Source organism: Flavisolibacter ginsengiterrae DSM 18136, assembly GCF_059568575.1.
In genome coordinates, this window is the sequence record NZ_JCANTR010000030.1 from 11,106 (window position 1) to 37,644 (window position 26,539).

At 42.1% G+C, this 26,539-nt stretch carries 30 protein-coding genes; 13 read left to right on the forward strand and 17 right to left on the reverse strand.

The window, feature by feature from the left end:
• Positions 1-120 precede the first annotated feature (120 nt).
• Positions 121-2,502 carry an ABC transporter permease gene (locus BP74_RS20230; protein WP_496377118.1) on the reverse strand — a complete coding sequence of 794 codons (2,382 nt, stop codon included), beginning with the start codon at positions 2,500-2,502 and terminating at the stop codon, positions 121-123.
• Positions 2,503-2,650: 148 nt separating this feature from the next.
• Positions 2,651-3,184: a hypothetical protein gene (locus BP74_RS20235; RefSeq protein ID WP_496377120.1), complete on the reverse strand. Its 534-nt coding sequence runs from the start codon at positions 3,182-3,184 to the stop codon at positions 2,651-2,653.
• 135 nt (positions 3,185-3,319) lie between these two features.
• Between BP74_RS20235 and BP74_RS20240 the strand changes: the two genes are divergently transcribed.
• The 5 genes from BP74_RS20240 to BP74_RS20260 all read left to right on the forward strand — a co-directional run bounded on the left by BP74_RS20240 (position 3,320) and on the right by BP74_RS20260 (position 6,073).
• Complete coding sequence (locus tag BP74_RS20240; RefSeq protein ID WP_496377122.1) at positions 3,320-4,405, forward strand: type I restriction endonuclease; 1,086 nt, start codon at positions 3,320-3,322, stop codon at positions 4,403-4,405.
• Between the two features lie 48 nt (positions 4,406-4,453).
• Positions 4,454-4,891: a hypothetical protein gene (locus tag BP74_RS20245; protein WP_496377124.1), complete on the forward strand. Its 438-nt coding sequence runs from the start codon at positions 4,454-4,456 to the stop codon at positions 4,889-4,891.
• Positions 4,892-4,893: 2 nt separating this feature from the next.
• Positions 4,894-5,082, forward strand: coding sequence for a hypothetical protein (locus tag BP74_RS20250; RefSeq protein ID WP_496377126.1), 189 nt, complete (start codon positions 4,894-4,896; stop codon positions 5,080-5,082).
• A gap of 171 nt (positions 5,083-5,253) precedes the next feature.
• A complete protein-coding gene (locus BP74_RS20255; protein ID WP_496377175.1) occupies positions 5,254-5,517 on the forward strand; it encodes a DUF5763 domain-containing protein in 264 nt (87 codons plus the stop codon).
• Between the two features lie 118 nt (positions 5,518-5,635).
• On the forward strand, positions 5,636-6,073 hold the full coding sequence (locus BP74_RS20260) for an avidin/streptavidin family protein (RefSeq protein WP_496377128.1): 438 nt from the start codon (positions 5,636-5,638) through the stop codon (positions 6,071-6,073).
• Positions 6,074-6,284: 211 nt separating this feature from the next.
• On the opposite strand, the gene BP74_RS20265 is transcribed toward BP74_RS20260, so the two are convergent.
• Complete coding sequence (locus BP74_RS20265; RefSeq protein WP_496377129.1) at positions 6,285-6,494, reverse strand: helix-turn-helix transcriptional regulator; 210 nt, start codon at positions 6,492-6,494, stop codon at positions 6,285-6,287.
• 734 nt (positions 6,495-7,228) lie between these two features.
• On the opposite strand from BP74_RS20265, the gene BP74_RS20270 reads away from it, so the two are divergent.
• The 4 genes from BP74_RS20270 (at position 7,229) to BP74_RS20285 (ending at position 13,884) form a co-directional block, all read left to right on the forward strand.
• Positions 7,229-8,563 (forward strand): thioredoxin domain-containing protein, encoded by a 1,335-nt coding sequence (locus tag BP74_RS20270; protein ID WP_496377131.1) that lies wholly within the window; start codon positions 7,229-7,231, stop codon positions 8,561-8,563.
• A gap of 117 nt (positions 8,564-8,680) precedes the next feature.
• Entirely contained in the window at positions 8,681-8,950 is a 270-nt protein-coding gene (locus BP74_RS20275; RefSeq protein WP_496377133.1) for a hypothetical protein, read from the forward strand.
• Between the two features lie 368 nt (positions 8,951-9,318).
• Positions 9,319-12,522, forward strand: coding sequence for a SusC/RagA family TonB-linked outer membrane protein (locus tag BP74_RS20280; RefSeq protein WP_496377135.1), 3,204 nt, complete (start codon positions 9,319-9,321; stop codon positions 12,520-12,522).
• 18 nt (positions 12,523-12,540) lie between these two features.
• Entirely contained in the window at positions 12,541-13,884 is a 1,344-nt protein-coding gene (locus tag BP74_RS20285; protein ID WP_496377137.1) for a RagB/SusD family nutrient uptake outer membrane protein, read from the forward strand.
• 34 nt (positions 13,885-13,918) lie between these two features.
• On the opposite strand, the gene BP74_RS20290 is transcribed toward BP74_RS20285, so the two are convergent.
• The 7 genes from BP74_RS20290 to BP74_RS20320 all read right to left on the reverse strand — a co-directional run bounded on the left by BP74_RS20290 (position 13,919) and on the right by BP74_RS20320 (position 17,756).
• Positions 13,919-14,248 carry a hypothetical protein gene (locus BP74_RS20290; protein WP_496377139.1) on the reverse strand — a complete coding sequence of 110 codons (330 nt, stop codon included), beginning with the start codon at positions 14,246-14,248 and terminating at the stop codon, positions 13,919-13,921.
• Between the two features lie 176 nt (positions 14,249-14,424).
• Positions 14,425-14,835, reverse strand: a complete 411-nt coding sequence (locus BP74_RS20295) for a MauE/DoxX family redox-associated membrane protein (protein WP_496377141.1) — start codon at positions 14,833-14,835, stop codon at positions 14,425-14,427.
• Positions 14,836-14,996: 161 nt separating this feature from the next.
• On the reverse strand, positions 14,997-15,335 hold the full coding sequence (locus BP74_RS20300; protein ID WP_496377143.1) for a helix-turn-helix domain-containing protein: 339 nt from the start codon (positions 15,333-15,335) through the stop codon (positions 14,997-14,999).
• A gap of 42 nt (positions 15,336-15,377) precedes the next feature.
• On the reverse strand, positions 15,378-16,043 hold the full coding sequence (locus BP74_RS20305) for a response regulator transcription factor (protein WP_496377145.1): 666 nt from the start codon (positions 16,041-16,043) through the stop codon (positions 15,378-15,380).
• Positions 16,036-16,728: a sensor histidine kinase gene (locus BP74_RS20310; protein ID WP_496377147.1), complete on the reverse strand. Its 693-nt coding sequence runs from the start codon at positions 16,726-16,728 to the stop codon at positions 16,036-16,038. Before BP74_RS20310 ends, BP74_RS20305 begins: the two co-directional genes overlap by 8 nt.
• Before the next feature lie 8 nt (positions 16,729-16,736).
• A complete protein-coding gene (locus BP74_RS20315; protein ID WP_496377149.1) occupies positions 16,737-17,390 on the reverse strand; it encodes a hypothetical protein in 654 nt (217 codons plus the stop codon).
• 6 nt (positions 17,391-17,396) lie between these two features.
• Positions 17,397-17,756 (reverse strand): hypothetical protein, encoded by a 360-nt coding sequence (locus BP74_RS20320; protein WP_496377151.1) that lies wholly within the window; start codon positions 17,754-17,756, stop codon positions 17,397-17,399.
• A 173-nt stretch (positions 17,757-17,929) separates the two neighbouring features.
• Between BP74_RS20320 and BP74_RS20325 the strand changes: the two genes are divergently transcribed.
• From BP74_RS20325 to BP74_RS20335, 3 genes are all read left to right on the forward strand, one after another.
• Positions 17,930-18,130 (forward strand): hypothetical protein, encoded by a 201-nt coding sequence (locus BP74_RS20325; protein WP_496377153.1) that lies wholly within the window; start codon positions 17,930-17,932, stop codon positions 18,128-18,130.
• Positions 18,131-18,144: 14 nt separating this feature from the next.
• Positions 18,145-18,594 (forward strand): hypothetical protein, encoded by a 450-nt coding sequence (locus tag BP74_RS20330; RefSeq protein WP_496377155.1) that lies wholly within the window; start codon positions 18,145-18,147, stop codon positions 18,592-18,594.
• 334 nt (positions 18,595-18,928) lie between these two features.
• Positions 18,929-19,174, forward strand: coding sequence for a hypothetical protein (locus BP74_RS20335; RefSeq protein ID WP_496377157.1), 246 nt, complete (start codon positions 18,929-18,931; stop codon positions 19,172-19,174).
• A gap of 65 nt (positions 19,175-19,239) precedes the next feature.
• Here the strand turns inward: BP74_RS20335 and BP74_RS20340 are convergent, their stop codons facing one another.
• Positions 19,240-19,560, reverse strand: coding sequence for an ArsR/SmtB family transcription factor (locus tag BP74_RS20340; RefSeq protein ID WP_496377159.1), 321 nt, complete (start codon positions 19,558-19,560; stop codon positions 19,240-19,242).
• Between the two features lie 385 nt (positions 19,561-19,945).
• On the opposite strand from BP74_RS20340, the gene BP74_RS20345 reads away from it, so the two are divergent.
• Complete coding sequence (locus BP74_RS20345; RefSeq protein WP_496377161.1) at positions 19,946-21,562, forward strand: cache domain-containing sensor histidine kinase; 1,617 nt, start codon at positions 19,946-19,948, stop codon at positions 21,560-21,562.
• A gap of 173 nt (positions 21,563-21,735) precedes the next feature.
• Here BP74_RS20345 and BP74_RS20350 read toward each other — a convergent pair whose 3' ends face one another.
• From BP74_RS20350 to BP74_RS20375, 6 genes are all read right to left on the reverse strand, one after another.
• On the reverse strand, positions 21,736-22,380 hold the full coding sequence (locus tag BP74_RS20350; RefSeq protein WP_496377163.1) for a peptidylprolyl isomerase: 645 nt from the start codon (positions 22,378-22,380) through the stop codon (positions 21,736-21,738).
• Positions 22,381-22,575: 195 nt separating this feature from the next.
• Complete coding sequence (locus BP74_RS20355; RefSeq protein ID WP_496377165.1) at positions 22,576-22,758, reverse strand: hypothetical protein; 183 nt, start codon at positions 22,756-22,758, stop codon at positions 22,576-22,578.
• Positions 22,758-22,988, reverse strand: a complete 231-nt coding sequence (locus tag BP74_RS20360) for a hypothetical protein (RefSeq protein ID WP_496377167.1) — start codon at positions 22,986-22,988, stop codon at positions 22,758-22,760. The genes BP74_RS20355 and BP74_RS20360 overlap by 1 nt, the downstream gene beginning before the upstream one ends.
• A complete protein-coding gene (locus BP74_RS20365; RefSeq protein ID WP_496377169.1) occupies positions 22,942-23,385 on the reverse strand; it encodes a DUF5675 family protein in 444 nt (147 codons plus the stop codon). Before BP74_RS20365 ends, BP74_RS20360 begins: the two co-directional genes overlap by 47 nt.
• Positions 23,386-23,410: 25 nt before the next feature.
• The gene (locus tag BP74_RS20370) at positions 23,411-24,166 is read right to left on the reverse strand and encodes a hypothetical protein (protein WP_496377171.1); all 756 of its coding nucleotides are present in this window, start codon (positions 24,164-24,166) and stop codon (positions 23,411-23,413) included.
• Between the two features lie 528 nt (positions 24,167-24,694).
• On the reverse strand, positions 24,695-26,539 hold a 1,845-nt coding region (locus tag BP74_RS20375), incomplete at its 5' end, for a T9SS type A sorting domain-containing protein (RefSeq protein WP_496377173.1).

The window sequence follows — 26,539 nt, forward strand, 5'->3', positions numbered from 1 at the left end:
TATAAAAAATTCCCGCGAACATAGCATAACCCATCCTTTCCTGCAATACCCATTAATTGGTATTTCAAGAATTAGGTAGTATCAAATAAGTCCCCTGGCCGACATTCTTTAAAGTAGATTCTATTCCGACCTCAGGTTCTTCGCCGGATTAGCCACTGCCGCCCGCGCCGTATGGAATATAATGGTCAGCATCGTAATGGCCAGCACCACCAACGCCGACAACACAAAAGGCAACGGGGATAAGCCTGTATTATAACTGAATACCTGCAACCACTTATGCATGAACAAATATGCTACCGGGAAAGCTATGATGCACGAAACACCCACTAGCAACACAAAATTCTTCGTGATCAACTGCACGATCTGCATCACCCCTGCCCCCATTACCTTTCGGATGGAGATCTCTTTTTGCCGCTGTTGCGTAGTAAAAGCAATCAATCCCAAAAGCCCAAGGCAGGTAATAAAAATGGTTAGAAGCGAGAAGGCCGTAAAGATCTTGCCCCGCTTCTGGTCAGCCGCATACTGTGAATCAAAGTCCTGGTCAAGGAAGGTATATTGAAAAGGTAAATCAGGAAAAATCTTCTTCCAGCTTCTCTCCACCGAAGCAATGGCCGCCGGGATATTGTTGGCACCCAGCTTCAGCTGCACATTGCTACTGTTAGGCCGGTACACCAGTATTAGTGGCGCAATTGGATTATACAGGCTTTTCTGGTTGAAATCCTTGACCACACCAACCACCTCCAGGTAATTGGAATCACCAGGAAACTTAGCCCTTTTGCCCAGCGCATTATCACCCCACCCAAACTCTTTCACCATCCTTTCATTCACCACCATGCTATGCAACGTATCTGGGGGGCTGTTGAAGCTCCGTCCTTTTATAATTTGCATACCCAGGGTTTTGAAATAATCACCGTCCACTCCATAAACATCCACTCCCTGGTCAACAAAACCCTTACTGGTCTCAATAGAAAACAGGTTGAAATTTATGCTGCCCCCCGGTACTGCCTGTGCCGTGCTCACCGACAGCACCGCAGGATTATTGTGTACATCATTTTTAAAAGCTTCGATCTTACTGCGGATATTACCATTGGCATTAGCCGTTACCGATAGCACCTGCTCCTTATTAAAGCCAAGGTCCTTACTGCGTAAATACGCCAGCTGCCGGTATACCACCGCCGTGCAGATCAGCATGATCATCGAAATAGAAAACTGCACCACTACCAGCACCCTTCGTAAACTCACATTGCTCGAGCTTTTTGATAAAGCGCCCTTCAGCACACTTACGGGGTTGAACTTCGACAGGTAAAAACCGGGGTAACTGCCACCTGCAATGCCAACAAATGCCACCACGCCCAACAAGATCACCAGGGTGCCAGGTTGAAACAGCGACCATAAGGAAATGCTCTTGCCCGAAAGTTGGTTAAACGTAGGTAGCAACAAGGCCATCGCCAACATGCTGAGAAATAAAGCTATAAATGCAGTTATAATAGACTCAGTCAAAAACTGCCTTACCAGTTGTCCCTGCGAGGAACCAGCCACCTTGCGAATGCCAATCTCTTTCGCCCTCCGGGCTGAACGGGCCGTGGTAAGGTTCATATAATTGATGCAGGCAATGAGCAGCATGAACAGTGCCACGGCAGAAAAAATATAGATATAGCTCATGCTCCCCAGTTCTTCAGGCTCACCGGCAAAGTCTGAACGCAGGTGGATAGCCGTAATGGGTTGCACTGCATACCGTATCTTGATATTGTACTGCGCAAACACGGGTGCCATGTATTTCTGGTACATAGGCAGCAGTTTTTTTTCAAAAGCCTGCGCCGATGTATGAGGCTTAAGCAGCACATAATTGTAAAAACCAAAACTGCCCCAGCTATTGGAAAAATCTTTAGGCAGTGTGCTCACCGATAGCAACATGTTGAATAAGATATGTGCACTGGTGGGTGGCTGCTTCAGGATGCCGGTAACCGTAAATACATCACCGCCTGCATTTTTCAGCGTTTGTCCCACCAGGCCCCTTGTTTTGCCAAAGAACTTTTTGGCCGTGGCCTCCGTAAGCACCATGCTGTGGGGCGCCACCAGGGCCATGCGCGGGTTGCCTTCCACGAATGCATAATCAAACACACGGAAAACATTGCTGTCTGTATAGTATATTTTTTCTTCGTACAACCGCTGCTCCCCTGCCTGGTACATGGTTTTGTCTTCAGCTACAAACCGTACGGCTTCTTCCACCTCGGGGTAATCCTTTTTTAGTTGGGGACCCAAAGGGAACTGTGTACTGGTCCATTTCATCACCTCCTTGTCCGGCTCCTTGATAAATGCATTGATCCTGAAAATGCGGTCCGCCTGGCTGAAATGGCGGTCATAGCTCAGCTCATGCCGAATGTAAAAAATAAGATACAGGCTGAATGTAATGCCAATAGTAAGCCCCAGTATATTCAGCAGGCTGTAGCCCACATCCCGCTTAAAATGTCGCAGGGCTATAGTAAAATAGTTTTTGAACATAGCGTAGTACAATAGGAATGAGGTGTTGGAAAGTTCTTTCGCACTTAAGTTATTTCAATATACTACGAAAGGATTTGTATATCACTTATTTGGTAATGGTGGCCGTATAAGAGTATGAATGGTGGGGTCTTTTAGAAGTTGCTTACTATTACTTGACATCCCGATCTGGCATGTTTATTCTCGTTTTAGGCGGTATCTCATTTCTGTTCTGTAGAGAAATACTTTTGATGTCCGCAATCAGAGTTTGAAACTGATCATAGCTCAAACCAAACATATCCTGAAGATTTACTGCTAAAGCAGCTTTTTCAGGTTCAAATATTTCATCTTCAGATAAATAATCCAATTGACCATTGATAACAGAACGGACCTGGTAATATCTTTTATGGAAAAAAGTTCCTTCACGTATTTTAAAAAGTATTTTCAGTAAACCAAAATCCCTGTATTCGTTTTCACTAATGCAATGGTCATCCAGAATAATATGCAGGTAAGCCAGCAACAGATCCAATAAGTCTTCCTGTATGTTCCTGGCGGTTGATATACCGTCTTTTAACAAAGCTTCATCCACTGCTTTTTTATCAAATCCTTTATCAGACAGAATTACCGCAACATCATGAATATAATCAGGCAGTCCTTCCGTAGCAGCAATAGCTTTAAAAATATCACGGTAATCCCAGGAACTCATAAAATGTATTTTAAGGTATTATCAATTGAATGTGGCTGAATGCGCGTGATGATTCTAGGCAGTTATAAGTTAATGTTTTTATTGTATAAATATATTTTTATATATTGTTAACTCAAAATATAAACCAGCTGCTATATGGATTTCAAAGACCAGGTCAAACAGCTCTCCGAAAGAGTAGCTAAAATGAAAGAATTAATCTCTACTGAAGAAGCTACTAAAAACGCCTTTATCATGCCCTTCATCAACTGCCTTGGCTACGATGTGTTTAATCCGCTTGAGGTAGTCCCTGAGTTTGTGGCAGATATAGGAATCAAAAAGGGTGAGAAAGTTGACTATGCTATAATGAAAGAAGGTGCACCAATTATTCTTATTGAATGCAAGCATTGGTCAGCAGATCTGGATCCACATAATAGCCAGCTATTCCGTTATTTCCATACCACTAAAGCCAAATTTGGAATTCTTACCAATGGTATCACCTTTAGATTTTATACTGATCTGATTGAGCCAAATAAAATGGACGAAAAACCATTCTTTGAGTTTAGGATTGATGATATGAAAGATGTACAGGTTGAAAAGCTGAAGGAGTTTCACAAAAGTTATTTTAACCTGGATAGTATAGTCAACACTGCAAGTGAGCTAAAGTTTATGTCTGAGTTACGCAATCTCATAGTAAAGGAGATCAGTGAACCCACTGATGAATTTACCCGCTACTTTGCCAAGGCTGTTAACCCTTCAATTGTAACACCAAAAGTATTGGAACAATTCCGTGGATTGGTAAAGCGCTCCTTTGCGCAGTACATTAATGATGCCATCAACGAACGCCTAAAATCTGCACTGGCTACAGACCAACAAAAAGCAGACGAGATAGCCAAAGAAGAACTCATAACCACCGAAGAAGAAAATAAGGTTCAAACCACTGCCGATGAAATGGAAGGGTTTTATATTGTAAGAGCTATTTTATGTGCCAAAGTAAAAGTTACAAGAGTAGCATACAGAGATCAACAAACTTATTTTGGAATTCTGCTGGACGACAATAATAGAAAGCCCATTTGCAGGCTTCATTATAATGGCAAGAAAAAACTAGTCTCCTTTTTTAATACGGGTAAGGAGGAAAAAGTGGAAATCCAAAGCAACAGCCATCTGTATGAATATGCATCCAGGTTAATTGGCATTATTGATCAATATGAAAAGGTTACTGTACCTACTCAAATGCTGGAATAGTAGTAGACACTGATTTATTATGAATATCTGAATAAACAACACTCAAAAATGTCAGAACAAATTAAAAGTCTAAAAGAAGAAAGTATAGGCCAACAACTTTTAGATTATCAGTTGCATTTGAAAGAGTTAGTCACTAAAAGCCAGGAATCATTTGAAAAACAATTATCGTATATAAGTGCAGGTTCTTTATCAGTATCAATGGCATTTATAAAAAATGTTGTGGGCGAACTAAACAAATCCAGTTATGAATCTTTTTTGATTCTTGGGTGGTCCCTAATGGGTATAACCCTTTTAATAAACCTGTTATCACACGTATATACATCCAATTGTCATAATAAAACTATTGAAGAAATAAGAGAAGGAAGATATGATTACACAATAGCTCTTTGTAGACATAAAAACATTAAAAGATTTAACTACAGTTCTATTGCTACACTTATTTCAGGAATTACATCATTGTTATTATTTATCAGCTTAAATATTTAGTTATGGAAGAAAAAGAACAACCCAAAACTGAAAAACCTAAGGGAAACGATTTCCCACAAAAAGGACAGGGCGATTATTTTGAAAAAGGACAACAAGGTATAACGCCACCAAAACCTCAGCCTCAATGGCCAAGAGAAGGCGAATCTAATGAAGGAGCTCCAGGTTGGACACCCCCTAAAAGTGATGAATAACACATTTGTAATGATGTAAACTATTAGGATTATAACTGTATTCATTTATCCATTATAACCCTTGAATTTGGATTGCTTTATTTTTTTGCAAACATCTCTCATACTAAAACCAACTGCATGAAACAATTGCTCCTAATATGTTTTTTATTCGCTTTGATATGTTCCTTTTCCATGGATGACAAAGGATGTTGTGGCAAGAACGGAAAACGGTGTACAGGCAGTGCTTATTGTACGGCCTGCACAAACTCCACTGGCTGCAAGTATTGTAATTCAGGAGGGAAATGTGGGGTTTGTACTAAATCAGTAAAATCAAAAACTACAACCAGGCAATCAATTGCCCCTTATTCAAGTCAATGTAAGGCAATTACCAAAAAAGGCACACGTTGTTCTCGAGCCAGCCGCTCTGATGGTTATTGCTGGCAGCATGGGGGCTAGATGGTTTTGACAACTAATTCCCTTCCGTTAATTACTTAAAAAAAGCCAATAAACCTCACTTCACAATTACTCGGAACTATTAGATATATTTTATATATTTATATAAATAAACTTCTTTATGAATATTAATGGTACCTGGTACAACGAATTAGGCTCCTACATGACTATTCAGGTAATAGATAAGAACATTACGGGCAATTACTATACAAAAGTTGGTGATGCAACAGGAATATATGAGTTAGTAGGTCAAATTGATATTGACCAAGACAATAGCACTGCTATTGGTTGGGTTGTACTATGGAACAACCAATATGGCAGTTCTGATTCGGTAACATCATGGAGTGGTCAGATACATACGTTAAACGGTACCGAATCTATAGTAACAACATCGCTACTTACTACAGAAACGGAAAGCGATGATGATTGGCATTCCACTCTTATTGGAAAAGATACATTTACACGTATAGAACCAACAAAGGAGCAGGTTGACAAAATGCGAAACAAGGGAGTTAACTACTCTTTTCCTCACAAGCAATTAAATCTCCAAAAAGAATAAGTATTAGTTGCAACCTTTGTTATAAGTAAATTGTTACGTGTGCATCTAAAACATAGGTTTTTTTTCAAGAAATCAAAAGGTAATTAGACCTAAGTTTAATAAGAAAAGAACCGATTGGGTAAGTCTACACCATTGGCACACATTTTCTGAAAATAAGTAACAAACAATTTGCAACTAGTGAAATCCGCAAAAGATTAAAAGGAAGAAGTTCTTACCACTTTGTAGAAACAAGTAACTCCCTTACATCAACTTTCAAGACCCTAGATATTTCATACATAGTTTCAATAGATGGTTGGCTTTGATTCGTACACCAACGTGATACTGTTTGAGGTTCAACATTCAGAATTTCCGCAAGCTTTTTGTTAGTAACATTTTTTTCTGCTAAAACAGCTTTAATCCTGTTGTAATGGATTGTGTTCATAATGGCTTATAAACAAATATAGAAATCGAATAACTTCTTGATTTTTAGCCATTTGTAACTTTATTTGTTTATAAATACACATTTTCAATTAATTTAGTAACTAAATTTGTTTATAAGTTAATAAAAATTGTTTAATATTGTCTTTTAATAAATTTGCGATTCTTCAGAAAATAATTTGAAGCATTTCGCTTTGAGTCTCGCTTTTGAAACTTGGGAATTTTCAATGCACACGAGACGATAAGTAGAATGCCCACGTCCTAGGCGTGGGTACTTACTTATTCGTGTGCGGGTTCTCCCAAGTACCTAAAAGCGATAAGTGTAGGCCTGCGCCTTATTTTTTTGCACTGCTTTACAGACTCACCAATTTTTATTGTTGATCCTATGATTCCTTGAAATAAAGAAGATCTCAAACTTCATTTCAAAAGCATGATGGAATAGCCATGCCCAAACCAAAAATGGGAGGTCAATGAAACCGCTTGTAAACAAACAGCTGCACCTGCTCCGTACTGGCTTTGCAAAAAAGCCCAAAAGCCCGGTATAAGTTTTTTTGCAGAACCGCAGCGGGTCCGCCGGGCCACCAATTCTTAAGTGCTAACGATTGCCGGGCTATAGTAAGTACGGTCGTTGGCGGCCCCAGGTTCTGCTTTTTCAAGGCTGGCATTTCACAAGTTCATTAACCGCCCTCTACTCCCTATTGGCCAAACGCCGGAGATGGGGCAGAATTTCAAAAAAAAATGAGAAAACTTCTCGTACTGGCCATGCTATGCCCTTTATTGAGCGCTGGTCAGCAACCCAATAAAGCTATTACCCCGCTCACTATCGGAGATACCCTCCCGGATATAGCCCTATCCAGCATCATCAACTATAAATCCTCCAGGGCCTGCCTTTCTTCTTTTAAAGGCAAGCTGCTCATTTTGGATTTCTGGGCTACCTGGTGCACCTCCTGCCTCAAACACTTTTCTAAAATGGATAGCCTGCAGCAGCAGTACGCTGGTCAGGTACAGGTGCTCCTGGTCAACGCCAAGAACACCGGTGATAATGAAAAGAAAATAAAGATCTTTTTTGAAAGAAGAAAGGCGCCCAATGGTAGGCCGTATGCGCTTGCCTCTGTTATCGAAGATTCCCTGCTTACGAAGCTGTTTCCCCATAAGCTTCTACCGCACTACGTCTGGCTCGATAGCAGTCGTAAGGTAGTGGCTATCACTGATGCGGATGCACTTTCAGCAAAAAACATAACTGCTTTTTTAAATGGTGGCATCCCCGCCCTCAGGCTAAAAAAAGATGTATTATCCTACAACCCTGCCGCCCCTCTTTTAGTTAACGGCAACGGCGGCAACGATTCAAACTTGCTCTATAGCTCCACCTTTTCTGGCTTTATTCCGGGGCTGCCCTCAGGTGTAATCTATACCACCACCGCCACCACCTGGCAGGTCACCATGCTTAACCTCCCGGTTCTAAGCCTTTACCAGCAGGCCCTCCACTTCCCGGCTAATAGGGTGCTGCTCAATGTTAAAAACAGGTCCTCCTTTAATCCGGCATCCGTTACCCCAACCAATAGCTTTTGCTACCAGCTTACCCTGCCTGCTGCCACTACACCCGCCCAAAAAGCCTCCCTAATTGCGCAGGATCTCAACCGTTTACTGGGCCTGCAGGGCAGCATCCAAACCCGTACACTGTCCTGTTGGGTCCTGGTGCGCGGCCAACAACCATTGCAGCGCCCAAAAGCGTCACTCGTCCCTGCGGGTGCCGAAATAGTGCAGCTTAATAATCAGCCTCTTTCTGCCCTACTGATAGCACTAAACGGTTCAGCCATCACCTTTCCACCCCGCCGCATTGTCATTGACGAAACAGGTTACACAGGCACCATCAACCTGCAGCTAACCCTTTCCGAAAACCTACAAGCGCTCAACCAACAGCTAGCAACATACGGGCTTCGGCTCGTACCGGCTCAAAGACCCTTGCCGGTCTTCATCCTGGCCGATGCAATTCCAGACCAGCATCAGTCCCTATCTGCTTTTATCAACAATGAAAACCGGCAATATTCGGGCAATAACAAAAAGCGCAAGTGAAGTCAGCTCCCATTCAAAAACAACAAACAGGTAAAAGTATCAACCCACCATAAACACACTTCTAACTTAATACGACCAAAACCAGAAACAATAAACTATAAACCATAAACTAATAAAATGTCCTGGCACACCCTCCATACCAAAACAACCACGCACTATGCCAACTGGCACTACCATGCCCACATCATAGCGCCCATCGAACTCATTTTAAACTATGAAATAAGATCTCTTTACCTGCTCAAAGGCCCCCTTTGCAAAATGCCTGAAGCTCTTTACAATAAGCCCCGAAGTGCTGACATTACCGTCCATCGGCGTTTCCATACCCCATACCGCACCAAAGCAAAAAGGACACGACATCGTCCACCCCAACGCAAAAAACAACAATAATAAAATTCAAAAAATATCAAACTCACTTGCTCTCAGGCAATAACCATATCGACCTTTCTCATGTGAACGCAAAAGTCCACAATGCCTATGCCACCCTGCACATTTTAAAAAGGGGCATTACCAAAAAACCAAAACATCCTGTGTGAAAACCACATAGCCGCATGAGGTCTGAAGCAAAGGCACCAGTTCTTTTAAAGTTTGGCTAAGCTCAAGATGGGTTATGTAAGCTGCCTTACTCCGGACCTCCCGGCTATGATTACCGGTTCCCTATGGGCTTCGGACCATAGACTAAGAACCCTCTCATCTCAGGCTGAGAAATACATATTAAATGGATCACAATTTTCTTCACACGAAAACTTGCTAAATAAATGAGACAACTTCTCTTACTGGCACTGCTCTGCCCTTTCCTCAGTAACTGTCAGCCACTCACGCTCAAAGGAAAGATCATCAACGAACAAATGGAGCCTGTAGAGGGTGCTACCATCACCCTCAAGCCCTCTGTCAACAACCAACTATCATCTGTCATCCACCAGCTATCATCCGATCCCAAAGGCGAATTCACCATCACCGGCCTCCTGCTCAATGATACCCTCATCATCTCCGCCATTGGGTATGAAACCGCAATAGAAACACTTGATCTCAACTCCCGCGGCCATATCACTGTTATACTTAAACGCAAAACCGCCCTGCTGGACGAGGTAATGGTCAGCACGGGCTATCAAACCATTCCAAAAGAAAGGGCAACAGGCTCCTTTACCAAAATTGGCAAGTCCCTCCTCAATCTTCAGCCCGGGCCCAATATCATAAGCCGTCTCGAAGGCCTGGCAAGCTCTGTTCTTTTCGATAAAACTGCCCCCCGGCCGCCCTTAACCATAAGGGGCATAGGCACTATCTATGGCAATAAAAACCCCCTGATTGTACTGGATAATTTTCCTTACGAAGGCGACATCAATAACATCAATCCTGCTGATGTGGAAAGCATCACCATTCTTAAAGATGCAGCAGCGGCCTCTATCTGGGGCACCCGTGCCGGCAATGGGGTCATTGTTATCACCACAAAAAAAGCCGCCTATAAACAACCCCTTAAAATAGAATACAGCTCAAGTCTTGTCCTCAGCCAAAAGCCCGACCTTTCTTACCTTAAGGAAATCGCTGTCCCCGATTTTATAGCGGTGGAACAAATGTTGTTCGGCAAAGGATTTTACAACAGCCAGGCTACAAATCGAAATAAGCCCCTGCTTTCACCGGTGGTCGAAATGCTGTTTGCACAAAAAGCAGGTAGCATAACCGCGTATGAGGCACAAAATAGAATAGCACAACTGGCTGCATTCAACATACGCAGGGAGTATGAGAAGGAAGTGTACAGCCAGGGCTTCAACCAGCAGTACAGCCTTGCACTCAGTGGCGGCACTGCATCGGCTGCCTGGTCCGCAACAGGTGGGTGGGACAGAAACAGGTCTGCCCTTGATGCCCCGTACAACCGCTACACACTTCGCTTTAATAATAGTTGGCGTCCGTTTAAAAACCTGCAGTTTTGGAGCACCGCCTCATGGACGCAAGCCCGTTCCCTTAGCGGCAAGGGAGGTTATAACGCTTTTACCATCAGCGGAAAAAAACTCTATCCCTATGCCCGGCTCCGCGCAGATAATGGCTCGGCCATGCCGCTATATATGTACCGCCAGCCCTATATCGACACAGCAGGGGGTGGAAGCCTGCTGAATTGGAATTACTATCCCTTTGAAGACTACAAATTCAATTCTACCAAAACAACAACTAACGACTTGGTCATCGGCCTTGGGTTGAATTACACCCTCCCTAAAGGCCTTGCACTTGACCTTAAATATCAATACCAGTCTCAAATGATCGATGGTAGCAATCTTCAGGAACTGGGCAGCTTTGCCGCCAGGGATTTGATTAACCGGTTCACACAAATCAACAGGAATACCGGCGCCATTTTCTATGGTGTACCCATGGGCGCCATTCTCAACCAATCCTATAATAAACTGCAGGCCTGGAATGTAAGGGGCACCCTTAGCTATTCCGGTATATGGACAAAGCACGGGCTTTCACTGCTGGCCGGTGCCGAAGCCAGGGAGCTGGAAAACACAACATCAGCTTACAGAACTTATGGCTATAATCCCCAAACAGGCGTCGCTGCCGCCATAGACCTGGTAAACCGCTATCCTACTTTCATTACAGGCAGCAACAGCAACATTCCTTCGGGTACTTCTTTCTCAGGCAAGATAAACAGGTTTACATCCCTGTTTGCCAACGGGGCCTATACCTTCAATACAAAATATACCCTCTCAGCAAGTGCCCGCAAAGATGCTTCCAACCTGTTTGGGGTCAGGTCCAATGAAAAAGGCGTACCCCTCTGGTCAGCCGGTATTTCCTGGCTACTTTCCTCCGAACCATTTTATAAGACAGCCTTACTTCCACAATTGAAATTAAGAGCCACTTATGGATTTAATGGCAACGTAGACAATACACGGTCGGCAGTTACCACCCTGCTGTTTTTCCCTTTCACAGCCCAATATACTAACCTGCCTTTTGCTAATGTTTCCCAGTTTGCCAATCCAGACCTGCGCTGGGAACGGGTAAAGATGCTTAATCTCGGTATCGATTTTAGTTCTGCTAACAACAAGGTCTTGGGTAGCCTTGAAGTATATCGTAAATGGGGCCTGGACCTTTTTGGAAATGCACCCATAGATTATACTACAGGCCTGGGGGCAGATTACCTGGTTAAAAATGTTGCCAATATGAGAGCCGACGGCATGGACCTGGAGCTCAATGCAAGGCTGCTAAACGGGCCTCTTAAATGGGAGCAAACCCTTTTATTGAATTATAACCAAAACAAAGTCACTACCTATTTTCTTTCAAATACCCAGGCTAGCACCTACATCAGCAATGGTTCCCTTGTTTCACCCCTGGTAGGCAGGCCGGTATATTCCATTCTCAGTTACCGTTGGGCAGGCCTTGACTCCTCCACAGGCTCACCTTTAGGCTTTCTTAATGGAGTTCCATCATCAGCTTATAACAACATCATGGGCCCTCAAACAACCTTGTCCGACCTGGTCTATAGCGGTCCTTCCACACCTCCGTTTTTTGGCAGTTTTCGAAATACATTTTCATGGAAAGCATTGTCACTGGCAGTGAACATAACCTTTAAGTGCGGGTATTACTTCCGCAGGGAGTCTGTTGACTATGGGGCTCTGTTTAATTCATGGCGGGGCCACTCCGATTTTGCCCTGCGCTGGCAAAAGCCGGGTGATGAAAAAACAACTTCCGTTCCTTCATTAATCTATCCCAACCCATCGGGAAGAGATGGCTTTTACAGCGCTGCTGAAGTACTGGCCACGAATGGTAGCCATGCACGCCTGCAGTTTGTCACACTTGACTATTCCTTACCAAATAAAAACAAGAAGAGTCCATTGCAAAATCTACACCTCTGGCTAAATGCCTCCAACCTGGGCATACTTTGGAAGGCAAATAACTACGGCATAGACCCGGATTATCCCTTCTCCCTTCGCGACGCAAAATCATGGGCTGCAGGGCTCAAAATTGAATTCTGAAATCAAAATATTGAAATCATGATAAACAAAAATGCATTCCTGTTCTTTTCGGTCATTCTTTTTTCATCTTGCAAAAAATTCCTGGACGAAAAACCAGACCGAAGCCTGGCCGTTCCGCAAACTATCAGTGATATACAAGCGCTTCTTGATAACAACGAACGCATGAACAGCAACTGCCCTGCCTCTGGCGAAGCCAGTACAGACAGTTATTATATGACCGTTGCTGATTTTAATGCTACGCCGGGCATAGCCGACCGCAGCCTATACATTTGGGGAGATGAAATTATTTATAACACGTTCCCTAACGATTGGTCCTATGCCTATATGCCGGTATATTATGCAAACCTGGCGTTGGAGCACATAGAAAAAATACAACGTACAGCAAACAATGCTAATCAATGGGATAATGTAAAAGGCTCGGCCCTTCTTTATAGGGCCAGGTGTTTTTTAACGGCAGTGGCTATTTGGTCGAAAGCATACAGCAAAAATACTGCTGCGTCCGACCCGGGCATTCCCTTGCGCCTTAGTTCGGATTTCAATGAGCCTTCCAAAAGAGCCAGTGTGCAGGTAGTTTATGATCAAATTATTACAGACCTGCAGCAGGCTATACCACTTTTACCTTTAAATCCGGCCCATGCTATCCGTCCTTCAAAGGCAGCCGCCTTTGCTTTGTTAAGCCGCACTTTTTTATACATGCAACAGTATCAAAAGGCGGGTCAATACGCCGACTCCTGCCTCCAGCTGAATAGTGCCCTGTTGGATTATAACACCCTGAATACAGATGCATCTTACCCTGTACCGCAGTTCAATAAAGAAGTAATTATGCATTTCACTATGAAAAGCCTTGGCCAGTTATCGCTCAGGGTAGATTCTGTTTTGTACAATAGCTATGAAGAAAATGACTTGCGCAAAAAAGCATTCTTTTTTAGTAATAACGATGGCTCTTATGGATTTAAAGGAAGTTACGATGGCAGCTATTTCCTCTTTTGCGGCATTACTACAAGCGAGCTTTACCTCACCAGGGCAGAATGTTTTGCAAGAACAGGTAACATAACAGCCGCCATGGATGATCTGAATGCATTGCTTCAGAAAAGATTTACAACAGGAACATTTATACCACAAACCGCTTCAAACAAAGAGGAAGCACTTTATAAAGTGCTGACTGAAAGAAGAAAAGAACTTTTATTACGAGACCTTAGGTGGATGGATATTAAGCGTCTTAATCTCGAAGGGTATAATATTATCCTTAAAAGAGTTCTGGATATTAAAGCAGTGGAATTACTTCCCAATGATCCTAAATACGCTCTTCCGATACCAGCTTCTATAATAGCATTGACAGGTATGCAACAAAATCCGAGATAAAAAAAAGGAAGCCGTTTGGCTTCCTTTAATTTAATTAAGGTTTAAAAACCCTGCTTGAAATAGCTGGAGAAGTGCGCACATTACTGATGCCTGTAAAATCAGGATGTTCATCATTAGGGTCTGCTATCGGTGCAAGAATGGTACATAATACATTTTGCCCATTTGAACACAACCCGGAAGGACTTTCTACCTTATTCCACATGGCAGCATTATTCTCATTTGTTGCTGTAGATTGCGAATAAAGGAAATAGGCATAATCTGTACTACCCCTTTTTACCACTACCTCATGTGGCCTGGTAAAAGCACTGAATACAATACCAAGTACTAATGCTGCAACGGGCAACGAAAAACGAATCTTTTTCATACACTAAAATTTAAAATGGATAAATGTTTGCCTACTCTCTTACACAGGTTTTCAGCTTCCCCTGCCTGCACCACCGCGGCCGCAGCGCACAGGTATGCGCAATGATTATAAAATACCATTTGAATTCTTAAATTATAAAACTCCAAACTCGCTTTCCTTGTCAGCCACCCAACCATTTAACTTGTCAACATTGTACTCCGTATGCCTGCCACCGTTATTGCAATACACACCACATTAAATCCAATATGCACAGGCCAGCTCATAGAGCTGATCACGCCTCCACAACTGCAAGGCAAATACGGGGAAAACAAAACCATATAAAACAGGTAAACCGTAAAAAAGGAAAGCAAGATGGCTGAAACCCACAACCCCATCTTCCGCGTAGAAGAAAAAATCAGGAGCAGCACAATGACCAACTCTGCCAGTGGTATCTGCCAGGCCAGCAAGGCTGCCCCCGATGAGATCAGTGGCGACTGCTCCAGCACCGCCTCAAAACGATCAATAGATAATAGTTTGGAAATAGCTGTATAGCCAAAAAGAAAGATCAATAATGAAGAAATAAATTCAGTGGTAACAATCCGTTTCATAACGCTGGTTTTATTATAGATTGTACCACTGGATAAACAACCCTGGCAGATTGCTTACGCTATATAAAGTTCCTATTTAACGAAAGGCAATTCCAAATAAAATAACTGGCTAACCTGCATGAACTACTGGCTAACTCGGAAGTAAAACTGGCTAATTGAAATTATTGCTTCCGGAAATCGTCTGGCGTCTGTCCAAAATATTTACGAAAGGCCCTGTAAAACCCTGTTTCATCTTTATAGCCACAATCCTTCGCTATTTCATAAATGATCTTATTACTATTTAGCAACAATTCCCTTCCTTTTTGCAGCCTTCGTTCCTTCAGGTATAGGGAAAAACTCTTTCCGCATAATTGCCTGATGCCGGCCTTTAACTTATAAACACTAATATCCCATTGCAGTGCCATATCCTCTGCATTCAGTCCTTCATCAAGGTGTTCATCTATATAGGCCCTTACCTTCTCAATCTGTTTTCGCTCATAAGCTGTTAACTGTATGGTCATTCCTGCATACATATTGGTGAAACTGTTTAATAATAGGATTACCTATACCTTATAGATGCCATTCCTGATGGCATAAATTACAATCCCGGCCAGGTTTCGCGATTTGGTCTTCTCCATAATACTTTTACGGTATGAGGTTACAGTATGCGCAGATAAATTTGTCAATGGTGCTATTTCTTTGCTTGCATATTCCTGGCAAATAAGATAAATGATCTCCAGTTCCTTAGAAGAAAGCTGCTCCATTTCATGACTTTTAAGGGCAGTAGCCTTGCTCAGCGCAATTTGCTTCGATAAGGCCATTGAAGTACTGTTGCTAAAATAGCATTGCCCCCTGCTCACTGCCTGAACAGCATCCAGGATTTCTTCCACCGTTGAACTTTTCAATAGGTAACCCCTGGCACCAGCCTCCATAGCATCTACAATAAGATGCCCATCCTCATACATCGTTAATCCAATAACACCAACTTCCGGGAAACGCCTGCTGATCTCCGCTGTGGCTTCAATCCCATTCAGTATTGGCATCTGGATATCAGTGATAACTACCTCTGGCCGTAAAACCTCCACCATATGTACCAGTTCCTGCCCATTACGGGCTTTTCCGGCAATATGCAATAAAGGCTCCTTGTGCAGCAACTCGCTGAGTCCATCTAAAAACAAAGGCAGATCATCAGCCAATACCGTAACAATGGGTGCTTTCATATCATTCATGAAATGGTAATTGAATATAATAACGCGTTCCATCCCCTGCATTTGATTGCAGGTCCACCAATCCACCAAGCAGTGAAGTCCTGGTCCTGATGCTTTCCAGGCCCAGCCCCTTTGAATGATCACCATCAAAACCCTTCCCATTATCGCGGCATTCTATTATCAACTTGTCCGCTCTTTCCACTATAGATACCATAATGTATCGGGCCTCAGCATATTTCACTGCATTATGAACCATCTCCTGCAACATGCGGTAAATATGTATGGACATTTCCTCTGTAATAGTCCTTTCAACTTTGTAATGGAAATAAATAAACATCGATTGATGCTTATGAAACTGGTCAAAAAAACTACGCAGTGCCACAAACAAGCCTTTATCCATAAGCACGCGGGGTGCCAGGTTACGCGCTATACCTCCAAGGCGCTCACCTACGCTATCAATTTGTTGACAGGCCCTTTCCACGATTATTTCAGTCTCCCTTTCAAGATCCTTGAGAGACTGCAATTGCATCCGTGTCAATGACAAGGTTGGGCCAAGTTCATCGTGAAGATCATGCGCAATGCGGCTTTGCTCCCGTTCCTTTAATTCTGCTTCCTTTATAAAATAGTCCAACTGTCGCAGAAAATTCCTGCTTTGCTGACGCGCTATCATAAGCGCAAGTGAAAGCAACGCAATCGCAAATGCCACGCTGGCAATTAGTACTGCAGTAAATATCGACGCTTGATAGGCATCCATAAAATAGCAAAGGCGAATATGATATTGGTGACAAAATTGATGCAGGCTAATATGAAAAAGATCCGCACCCTGAATAACTTGCTCAATCCTGAACCAAAAATTAAAAATCCTTCTACAATGGCTGTGTAAGTAAAAAGAACAACAAGCCCAATACAGATCAGGAATACAGGATGTCTAAGCAATGAGGGTACCGGCCTTTCAAATAAATGATGCAGCATACTAACACTCAAAAGCACAATAACAATGGAACGCCCAATCGTAAAATAAGAACTAAATACATTGATGGGAGCTACAATAAAACTGTCTACTATCCATCCTCCCAGAAATATAGACTGCAAAAAATAATAACGGGAAGGTACTCGTCCAAAAAGACCCCACCTCCTGAATTGCAATCCTAGCAGCAAAGATTCCACCAATGAATAGATATTATAACCTACTGCATTATAATAACCAGCCAGCATCACAACTATCCCAAGCATTTCATAATAAAATCCAGTCCACATCAGCCATAGAAATGGCCAAAAGGCCGGGGACGTCTTTCTAAAACGTACCCAGCCAATAATGGCGCCCAACGAAATAGATAGGCTTAAGAAACTGTTTACAACAAAATTCATAGCAATCTAAGTGTTTAAAGGCGAGCCGCCTGGGCAAATATCCGGGCAGCGACCCCCATTTTCAATGATTACATCCCCTTCCTCATTCAGGCTCACACTTGACCCGCTGCTTACCATATCTCCCCCATCGGCATCCACGCCCACAATGACAGCATGCACCTGCATACCATCATCCATGCCGTAATAAATGCGTACACCGTCACAACCATCCTGCAATAGCAATTGGTCAAAAGAAGCCCTGTCAAATGTTTCGCAGATAGGTAAAAGGTTCAGTCCCTGGTACCCAGGTTCTAAAATGGCATCGCGGTTCGCCCGGAAACTACGGGTCATATCCGCAGCAACTGCCAAGCTAATAAAATGATTCATAGTGTAAAAATTTTTATACTGCAAATTGGAGATTGGCTATGCAGCAAACAACCCCGTTTACGGGGTATTGAAACCCTGTTTCAGAGGTACTATTTATGGTGAAAATCCCCTCATAAACAGGGTTGTATTCCCTTGTCCTGCCGTGTAATCTTTGTCTCACTAATCCAACGTCCATGAACCCTATACCCAACCGGATAGTTATCTATCCCAAAGATGTAATGAACATCACAGGCCGCAGGGATCGAACGGCCCGTAAACTCCTCACTCGCATCCGCAAGAAATTCAAAAAGAAAAGAGGCGAATTCATCACCCTGGAAGAATTCTGCGGATATACTGGACTAAAACAAGAACATGTCACCAATTTCCTCATTTAATAAAATCCAAAACAATGAAACAAATCAGAATCACCGAATTCTTTGACTATGACAAGGAAAGCTTCCTTGAATTTCTACAACTCAATCGTGCTGAATCCATCATCGTATGCCTGCCCAAAGACAGCAGTATGCATGAAGGGGAAACCTGTCTTTCCGATTATTACCGGCTGCTCTATGTACTCCATTCCCTTGAGTCTATCACACACGAGGTATTCTATACCTGCCCCAATCCCTTCGAGACCGGCGAGTTCCAACTTATCATTTATCCTAAAGATTTTGATCAACTGGCGGCATACCTCTGGGAAGTAACACAAGGTTATAACTATATGACCGATGCCTTTATTGATTTTCAAATTGAGTGCACTCAAGCTGAAACCTACCTGCGGGAAGACCCCACGGGTTCCAACCTGAAACTATACAAGTTCATACTGGAAATGCATGCAAAATTCGACAATGAAGAATAATTTATGTAATAAAGCAACTAAACTTCATTGCTAAGTGTAAACCTGAGGCTGCAATTGCATCATATTATGCATACAAAGAAAATATGTATGCAAAAGACGTGAAGAATATTGAAATTTCTTTTTCTTTGCACCCTCATAAGCAGTTAGTTTTGGTTGCGACCCCTGTTTCTACAGGGGTTTATTTTTCGGTTATGCTTTCCTGCTAGTTAGTAAACTTACTAAGGGATAAAACATTTTTAATTAATTGGAAATTCAAAACTAATTAAACTACTTTTGGCTCCCTGCCTGTCAAATCACCTTCACACATTCAATCACTTCTTTTTAAGTATGCCTTATGCAGGTTTTTAATAAATGGATAACGATCAGCAATAAGGCACTGAATTTTGAATTTTCAAAAATTGTCAGCCCTTTAGGGGATAAATATTTTGTAAACGTCTTCGATCAGCAATTCCAGGTATCATCTTTTGAGGTAAAAGAAAAAGAAAATGGATTCTGGGAAATTGTATTGCCCGCTCCTCAGTGGATACTGGATATCCATGAAAATATCATCCGGGCCATTCATGAACAAATCAATCAATAAGTATGTGCATTGAACATCACCCTAACGCTTGCCTGCAGCACCTCATTGCAGGAATTCGATTCATTTTAATTCTTACTTAATATAGCGGCCGTGCTTTGGTTTATTTGTTTGATGCGTGCATAATTGACGGAGTAGAATATAAATTTACCTTCTCTTTCCGTTTGAACAAATCCGGCATTTCGAAGAATGGATAGATGCTGAGAGACAACAGATTGCTCAAGACCTAGCTTACCATAAATAGTACTAACAGTCATCCGTTGATTTTCATGAATCAAAAAAAGCATTTGCTGGCGAAGGGAATGATTGATCGCCCTGATCACATGTGCAGATTTTTTTAAATTAAGTACATTGATAGAAAGATCTGGCGTAGCGTATTCTGGTGACATACAAATAAATAAGCGCACAAAGTAAAAAATGCAGCAGGCAATTACAATACATACTTTTAGATAGCGCAACCGATTGCATAATAAATCATTTGTAGTAGTTGTTATTTCTATTAGTTATAAGTCATGCAATCTTTCAGCAAATAATGGATGTACAATCATGTAGAAATCTAATTACAGAGCTTGTTTTGCCAACACCCGAATCGCTAACCATATGGGCATGGAATCTATCCAGCTTGTCTCATCACTGCCTGGTACATTGGCAATGCCGTTATTTTCTCTTTTCTTTGATCTGAAATCCAATATGTATGCAAAGAATTGTATTGTTATTGTCTATTCTTCTTCCATATAGGCCTGGCTCCTGTAATCCGTTTCCACAAATATGAAAATGATCAGCTTACCAAAACAACGTATTGTTTTACCAGTAATTGCCTTGTGTTTTCTGTTTTTGGCCATGATATGGATCAGCTATTTCAGGCAAATTTCTTTCGATAGGAAAGCTGCCCTTCAATTTGCTATTGAAAAAAATTCCAACCTGGCTGTAGTTTTGGAGCAACATGCCATCAGCACTTTGCAAAATGCCGATGCTGTATTACAGCTGGCAATGCTGGAATATACCAACCAGGGCACTTCTTTTAACCTCGAAAAATTTTTGGCAAAAACTGGATTGAAATCAGGCATTATTGATGGAATCTTTATAATCAATAGCCAGGGTAACCTTGTGATGGCGAATCATAGCATTCCCAAAAATGTAAAAACCGATTTTTCTGGCGACCCCTATTTTGCTTTTCATGCTAAAAACCAGGCAGATTCTTTACTTGTCAGTAAGCCCTTTCGATTAACACCCAAAGAAAACCCCCTTATCATCATCAGTCGAAGATTCAACGATTTTACAGGCCAATTTGCTGGTGTAGTAGCTGTCCAGATGAAACCCTGTGTCTTCACTTCATTTTATGCCCAGGTAAAGCTCTTGCCCAATGATATCATATCACTGGTTGCTCCCGATGGGATTACATATGCCAGGAGAACGGGAACTATTGAAAGTTCAGGAGAAAATATCATCAAAAGCCCTTTATTCAGGCATGTAAAACAAAATCCGGATAGTTTCTATTTAGCCCTGGATGCCATCAGGCATATACCTACCTGGTTTAGTTACCGCAAACTCAAAAATTATCCTATCATCGCCACCGTTGGCAGCTCTGAAGCAGATATACGCCTTGCTAACAGTAACACGTCATCCAGGTATTTAACCCCCCGTCTTATTACTTCAATACTGCTCATACTTTTCTCCTGGTTAATCACACAGTTTTTATTACACCGCCGGAAAGCTACAAAGCGGTTACAGGAAGAGAAAGAACGCTATGAACGCCTCCTGGTCGAACAAATGATTACAGTACAGGAACGGGAAAGAGAATGGATTGGCAGGGAGCTCCACGATAATGTAAGCCAGGTATTGACAACTGCCAAATTATACCTGGATATAGCTTCCAAACAACATGACGATCCCCTGATTCCGAAAAGCATGCAATTGATCAATAATTCCATTGTGGAAATTCGGAATTTATCCCACCAGCTTTCTGCTCCAACACTCGGCACCGGATCATTGGTAGACGCTATTCATGCCCTCATTGAAATGGTGAATGGTGCCACTCCAATCGTATTTGAATTTGACCATACAAGATACCATGTGCACTTGCTGATGGGTCATAAAATTGCGCTGTACCGGATTTTACAGGAGCAGATCAATAATATTATCAAGCATGCTGAAGCCACAAAAGTGTGGATCTCTTTATATCACCGGGGGGATAATGTGCACCTGGCCATAAAAGATAATGGAAAGGGATTTGACAGCAACAGAAAAACCAATGGAATGGGATTGAACAGTATTACCAGCCGGGTAAATGTCCTGGGCGGAACCATTTATCTCAAAACAGCGCCACAGAAAGGGTGTCTGTTATGGGTTTCAGTTCCTATTGTTTCTATCACAGAAACTAGCGACAAATAGCACTTTATTATTTCGTTCCAACCGGGTATTTCCGAATAAGTATCAGTGCTTTTAGCTGCCTTCCCAGGTGAATCACCACAGAAGCAGATTCTATTTTTGGCACTCCTTCTTGAGTCACCGGTATGACAAGTAGCAACATTACCTGCTCTTGCTTACATTCTTAAGCAAATCAATTATTGATTGCTACCCTTAAATTTTAGAATAGTGGCGGTTTTTATATAAGTATCATCAAATGTTTTTAATACAACATGATACCAATTGTTACCTGGTATATCCACAGTAAAAATATCCCCCTTTTTATGTTCTTTCACTGCATCCTCAAATTCTTTAACCATCATACCTTCAGCAAACCATTTCGTGTCACCGGAAATATTCGCATCCATATTATATTGTTGAACGAGGTCAAAAAAGTTTGCTCCACCTTTATATTGGGAAATGACTTCCTTTCTTAAACTATCAATTTGCTTCGCCGAAAGCTGGCCTCCATCAAGATAGATATAGTTCACCCGAAAGGACAGAGTTGAGTCAAGTTGTAGGATTTTATACCTGTCGTTGTCTATTTGAAAAATAGAACCAGTTGCTTTATTGTATAATGGTAAAAGAATCTCCGATGTATCAATACCTGAGTTTATAGTTAAAAGCTTGTATCCGGCTTTTGGATATTTCGCAATAAACCTTTTAGCTTGAGAAACGGTCTTGATTTTATCAATATCATTGGCCGATTGTCCTGTTGAAATCAAACTTATTAAAACCAATATGGTCAGTAGTGCAGGTTTTATCATAATTATGGGAGCTTGATACTTTAGTGTTGCTTTCAATGACATGGGCAATTTATAAATAGATTGCCTGTTGTTTCAACATTCATTAAAGATAGGAAGCTGATAGGTAAACATAAAGCTTTCTTCTCCCGCTGTCTCACTTGCTTTACAGGCAAACTCACTCACTGGTATTAAAAAATGTTTCAAGAATCATTATAAAAAAGAAAAGAGGCCTTGCGGCCTCTTTCTCCTTCCTCACATGCCCTTTACCTTCTTCAAAATCCATCTCAACACAGTAGTCACTCCAAAACTCACCACTGCTCCAATACTCGCCAGTATCATTGTTTTAATGAGTTCCCCTTGCTGTATCTGGATAATGATCACCAGTAAAGTGCCTCCAACGGTACCCGCTTTCATAGTGTACGGAGGGGTATCCATCACTTCCTGGTTTTTCCCTTCTTTTCCTTCTCTTCTGCTGCAGTCTGGCTAACCGCGGAGGCTACACCTCCCGCAACTGCCAGGTAACCCGCTACCTGGATCACCACCGCCGGCAATGCCACTGGTGCTGCTAAAATTGAGGCACTGATGGCCGCCAGTATCAATCCGACATTCCGCACCTTCTTAAAGAATGTAGGTGTTGGCGATTGTATGCGCTGCTGAATGTTCATGAGTATTGCTTTGAATGATTAAAAAAACAGTTTCCATTTCAAGGGCTTCATACACCAGTTGCAGCAATTTGTTAAATGCCTTCCGGGAGTTTGAACCCTTACCTGCTCCTTCAAGAGAAGAAACTGGCGCAATACAGCCTTTCAGTTCTTTAAGCGCATCATTGGCAGGATGTAGCAGCACCAGCGACCGGCCGGGCACAGCCTGTACCAATAAATGATCTTTGAATTTAGGGCTGTATCGCTTCCTCAGTTCATACCTTCCCTCAGGAATACACGACCGGCGCGGCAGGTTATCTACCCAGGGCAGTTCAATGGTATAGCATTGAAAACTGTTGTTGATTGTAAGCGTTCCGTTTGTACCATCGGTATGGTACGTTCTGATGAGTACCAGTTCCATAGAGTCTTGATTTTAATGGGAGTAATTAAACTGCTGACACCTTCACGATCGCCATCGCATTGAATGCTCCGTTCTTTAACGGGTATTGCACGCCATTTACCTCCTGGAGAAATTCAATGCCCAACACGGCAAACAGGGGTTGCGTACTGTTGGCGGTCAGCGAATGACTCAATGTGACTGCAGCCGTGGGCACGTTATCCCAGGGCATGATGCCACTGTCACTTACCTGCGAAATGGAGGAGTTCTTCTCAAAATCTACTTCTGCACCGGCTGCAAAAAGTCTGAAATGCGTCGTACCACTTGGCGCTGATACCATTACCGCGGGAATAAATGCAGCCAGGGCGATGTCCACCGTACCGGCAACCCGGTTAATGGTGGCCGTAAAAGGTGCATATAGGGTGGTACCCAACTTGCCATCGATATTAAAATCAAAACCTTGTAAAAACTCAAGTTCTCCCTCAGTCACCGTGCGTTCACCCCTTGCATTGATAGCATCGGTTTGTATCACACGCATCATTTCCCTGGTAAGGCGGCTCACCACCCGGCTATCAGAAGCATTTTGCAATAATTGACGCAAAGCATTTCTCAGCACCTTGCCTGCCTTGCCCGCTCTTCCAAACTCGGCACCGTTTTCCCTGGTGCGCTGGAAAGCAGGGTCATTCGCAATGCGATCTGCAGATACATGACTTTTCTCTTTGGCTATATAGCCATCTCTCGATTTGTGGAAGGTGATGTCACCGATCGTTCCTTCCAGCTTAATGATACCTTTTTGTTTTGCCATCTTTTTAAATTTTAAATGGTTTAAAAATGCAGCAGTAAAAAACTGGTTGGTCATGACCGTTAGCGCTAACAAGAACCATTTTCCTGCATGAACACAAGATTACAAGCCCGCCCTGGCCCTTGCAAGGCTGCGTTCCGTTCTTGCCGGTTTTTGCCGGAAGAGGGTCAGAAAGGGTCATGAGCTTTTAATTAAAAGCGTTCAATAAATAGGTGGGATAATATTGATAGGAGATAAGAAAAGATAGATGTACCTGCATACATGCCTTCATTTTTTTGAAAACAAAACCTTTGAATAAACTCTAAGCATTCGTTATGGGGGATTTTACGATTAAGATCAAAATGAAAGCATGGCTGTTTACTGCATACCTCCTCCATACCTGGTGCCTAATAACGGCATACCTGGTGCATGGGGAGTGCATGAAATTCGTAGTTCTACTGAATGCATAGGAAGTTTACGTATTCCTCTTTCAATAAATAACAAAAAAAGGTGGCCTTTTGGCCACCTTGCTGCTTTGTGAGTGTCGCGTGTTTATAGTTTGATCAATTTGATCTGTTTGCGTTCATTACCCTGGATAAGTTCTACCATATACAAGCCAGGTCTATAGCTTGCTCCGATGGTGAGGATTTGATTAGGTGCCACATCATGAAGAACCTGCACGTTTCTACCAGAAATATCTGTCACCCGTATGCTCATCTTGTCAATCTTGTTGCTGCTGGATAATTGCAGGTTGAAAGATGATGTAGATGGATTAGGCTGAGCACGGAGATTGTATGGTTGGACTTCCATTACTTGCACCTCACTCGCTGAAGTACGCAAAGCAAAATTATTTCCAACATGTACCTGGATATTTCCACCGGCTAAGTCGGTTTGTGTTGTTGTGAAATATCTAAACTGATGCCCTATTACATTATCATAATTATCAGTGGCATAATATAATTTATTCAAACCATCCCTTACTGTAAATCCAATCTGATCGTTAGTAGCTCCTGAGGTAGATCCCGGTTCACCATTGTCATAAATGATCAGAGAAACAGTCCCATTACCAACGCTGCATCCCGGAACTAATAAACAAACAGAACCCTTTAACTCCTTTATTACGGCATTTGAATAAATAATAGTTGCTTTATACTTATAGAAAGTTTTCGATCCGTTTATATATGTAGAGGTAAGTTTTTCTACATTCATATACGTAGGTTTATTACTTTTTACCTGGTACAACTTTCCATCTCTTTTAATAACTGTAGTAAATGTGCCCTGGAGGTTTGAATAGTTTTTGTTCCATTTGACATTAAAGCCAAAGTTATTTTTTCGGATATCACTATTAGGCGTTCTCCCTAAAATCTCTTTAGAATTAGTATTCCAGATATATCCACCACCAGTTGTAAAATCACTGGCAGGGTATGAGATTGTGATTATTGATTCGTCTGAAGGACACAATCCATCTGTAAAATAACTGCCATTGATTGTCCAATCAACTGAAAAACTATAAGATGTATTTGTAGTTCCATTTAATGCTGTAAGATTTCCATCAGTAAACGGATTAAATGAAGTACTGAATGTGGCAGTTCCATCACTATTAATAATAGGATTACTTGAAGTGTTAATGATAGAATACGTTTTATCGAAATTGACTCCATTTGCTCCCGTAACCCTAAAACTAACTGTAGCATTTTTCAAGTCTCCTAAGCTACCGTCAGCAGGCTGTGTAACAGTCAGAACTAAAGGAATACTTGTTGTAGATGGCAATGTACCTGTTGAATTCGTATTTATAAATAAAATACTCCCTGTGAAATTTCCACATGCTTGTTCCTTAGTGATATTAATAGTAAGAACAACCTCATTGGAGCAGCTCACTGAAGTGTTATTATCATAAACTGTGAACTTTACATAATAAGTACCTGGAATAACATCAGTTGTACTGTTAAGTGTCCATACTTTTTGGAGTCCACTTACTGTACCAGCATCAATAGAGAGCCAGGAAGGCAAAGTATTTGAATATATACCACCTGTGGGTTTATACTGTATTAGTTTAGTTATGGAATTTGGCAAACCATCATCAACAGCAGTAAATCTTACTGTAAATGGATCACTATATTGGCTTGTTACTGTATTGTTTATTGCATCAGTTGTAATTGTAGGAGTCTGGTTCACCGTCACCGTCACTATCGAACGAAGACTCTCACAACCCTTCGCTGATGTCGTGCTCACGTAATACTGGTTCACGCCAACCGGTATCGCCGTACCAGCGGTAAGTGCTGTAGTAGCTGCATTGCTCTCGTAATACTTATACGCCCCATCTCCCGTTGGAAGTGAGCCAATCGTTGGACTGGCACCACTGCAGAACGGCCCTGCCGTTACAGTTGGCGCATCCGG

Bases quoted from the DNA above. Each gene is read 5' to 3' on its own strand.
- BP74_RS20260 (WP_496377128.1), top strand. From the start codon at position 5,636: ATGAATATTAATGGTACCTGGTACAACGAATTAGGCTCCTACATGACT.
- BP74_RS20370 (WP_496377171.1), bottom strand. From the start codon at position 24,166: ATGGCAAAACAAAAAGGTATCATTAAGCTGGAAGGAACGATCGGTGAC.
- BP74_RS20270 (WP_496377131.1), top strand. From the start codon at position 7,229: ATGAGAAAACTTCTCGTACTGGCCATGCTATGCCCTTTATTGAGCGCT.
- BP74_RS20315 (WP_496377149.1), bottom strand. From the start codon at position 17,390: ATGAATTTTGTTGTAAACAGTTTCTTAAGCCTATCTATTTCGTTGGGC.
- BP74_RS20365 (WP_496377169.1), bottom strand. From the start codon at position 23,385: ATGGAACTGGTACTCATCAGAACGTACCATACCGATGGTACAAACGGA.
- BP74_RS20265 (WP_496377129.1), bottom strand. From the start codon at position 6,494: ATGAACACAATCCATTACAACAGGATTAAAGCTGTTTTAGCAGAAAAA.
- BP74_RS20280 (WP_496377135.1), top strand. From the start codon at position 9,319: ATGAGACAACTTCTCTTACTGGCACTGCTCTGCCCTTTCCTCAGTAAC.
- BP74_RS20305 (WP_496377145.1), bottom strand. From the start codon at position 16,043: ATGAATGATATGAAAGCACCCATTGTTACGGTATTGGCTGATGATCTG.
- BP74_RS20285 (WP_496377137.1), top strand. From the start codon at position 12,541: ATGATAAACAAAAATGCATTCCTGTTCTTTTCGGTCATTCTTTTTTCA.
- BP74_RS20290 (WP_496377139.1), bottom strand. From the start codon at position 14,248: ATGAAAAAGATTCGTTTTTCGTTGCCCGTTGCAGCATTAGTACTTGGT.
- BP74_RS20345 (WP_496377161.1), top strand. From the start codon at position 19,946: ATGATCAGCTTACCAAAACAACGTATTGTTTTACCAGTAATTGCCTTG.
- BP74_RS20250 (WP_496377126.1), top strand. From the start codon at position 4,894: ATGGAAGAAAAAGAACAACCCAAAACTGAAAAACCTAAGGGAAACGAT.
- BP74_RS20340 (WP_496377159.1), bottom strand. From the start codon at position 19,560: ATGTCACCAGAATACGCTACGCCAGATCTTTCTATCAATGTACTTAAT.
- BP74_RS20300 (WP_496377143.1), bottom strand. From the start codon at position 15,335: ATGACCATACAGTTAACAGCTTATGAGCGAAAACAGATTGAGAAGGTA.
- BP74_RS20255 (WP_496377175.1), top strand. From the start codon at position 5,254: ATGGATGACAAAGGATGTTGTGGCAAGAACGGAAAACGGTGTACAGGC.
- BP74_RS20295 (WP_496377141.1), bottom strand. From the start codon at position 14,835: ATGAAACGGATTGTTACCACTGAATTTATTTCTTCATTATTGATCTTT.
- BP74_RS20330 (WP_496377155.1), top strand. From the start codon at position 18,145: ATGAAACAAATCAGAATCACCGAATTCTTTGACTATGACAAGGAAAGC.
- BP74_RS20335 (WP_496377157.1), top strand. From the start codon at position 18,929: ATGCAGGTTTTTAATAAATGGATAACGATCAGCAATAAGGCACTGAAT.
- BP74_RS20240 (WP_496377122.1), top strand. From the start codon at position 3,320: ATGGATTTCAAAGACCAGGTCAAACAGCTCTCCGAAAGAGTAGCTAAA.
- BP74_RS20360 (WP_496377167.1), bottom strand. From the start codon at position 22,988: ATGAACATTCAGCAGCGCATACAATCGCCAACACCTACATTCTTTAAG.
- BP74_RS20275 (WP_496377133.1), top strand. From the start codon at position 8,681: ATGTCCTGGCACACCCTCCATACCAAAACAACCACGCACTATGCCAAC.
- BP74_RS20235 (WP_496377120.1), bottom strand. From the start codon at position 3,184: ATGAGTTCCTGGGATTACCGTGATATTTTTAAAGCTATTGCTGCTACG.
- BP74_RS20230 (WP_496377118.1), bottom strand. From the start codon at position 2,502: ATGTTCAAAAACTATTTTACTATAGCCCTGCGACATTTTAAGCGGGAT.
- BP74_RS20325 (WP_496377153.1), top strand. From the start codon at position 17,930: ATGAACCCTATACCCAACCGGATAGTTATCTATCCCAAAGATGTAATG.
- BP74_RS20245 (WP_496377124.1), top strand. From the start codon at position 4,454: ATGTCAGAACAAATTAAAAGTCTAAAAGAAGAAAGTATAGGCCAACAA.
- BP74_RS20355 (WP_496377165.1), bottom strand. From the start codon at position 22,758: ATGGATACCCCTCCGTACACTATGAAAGCGGGTACCGTTGGAGGCACT.
- BP74_RS20320 (WP_496377151.1), bottom strand. From the start codon at position 17,756: ATGAATCATTTTATTAGCTTGGCAGTTGCTGCGGATATGACCCGTAGT.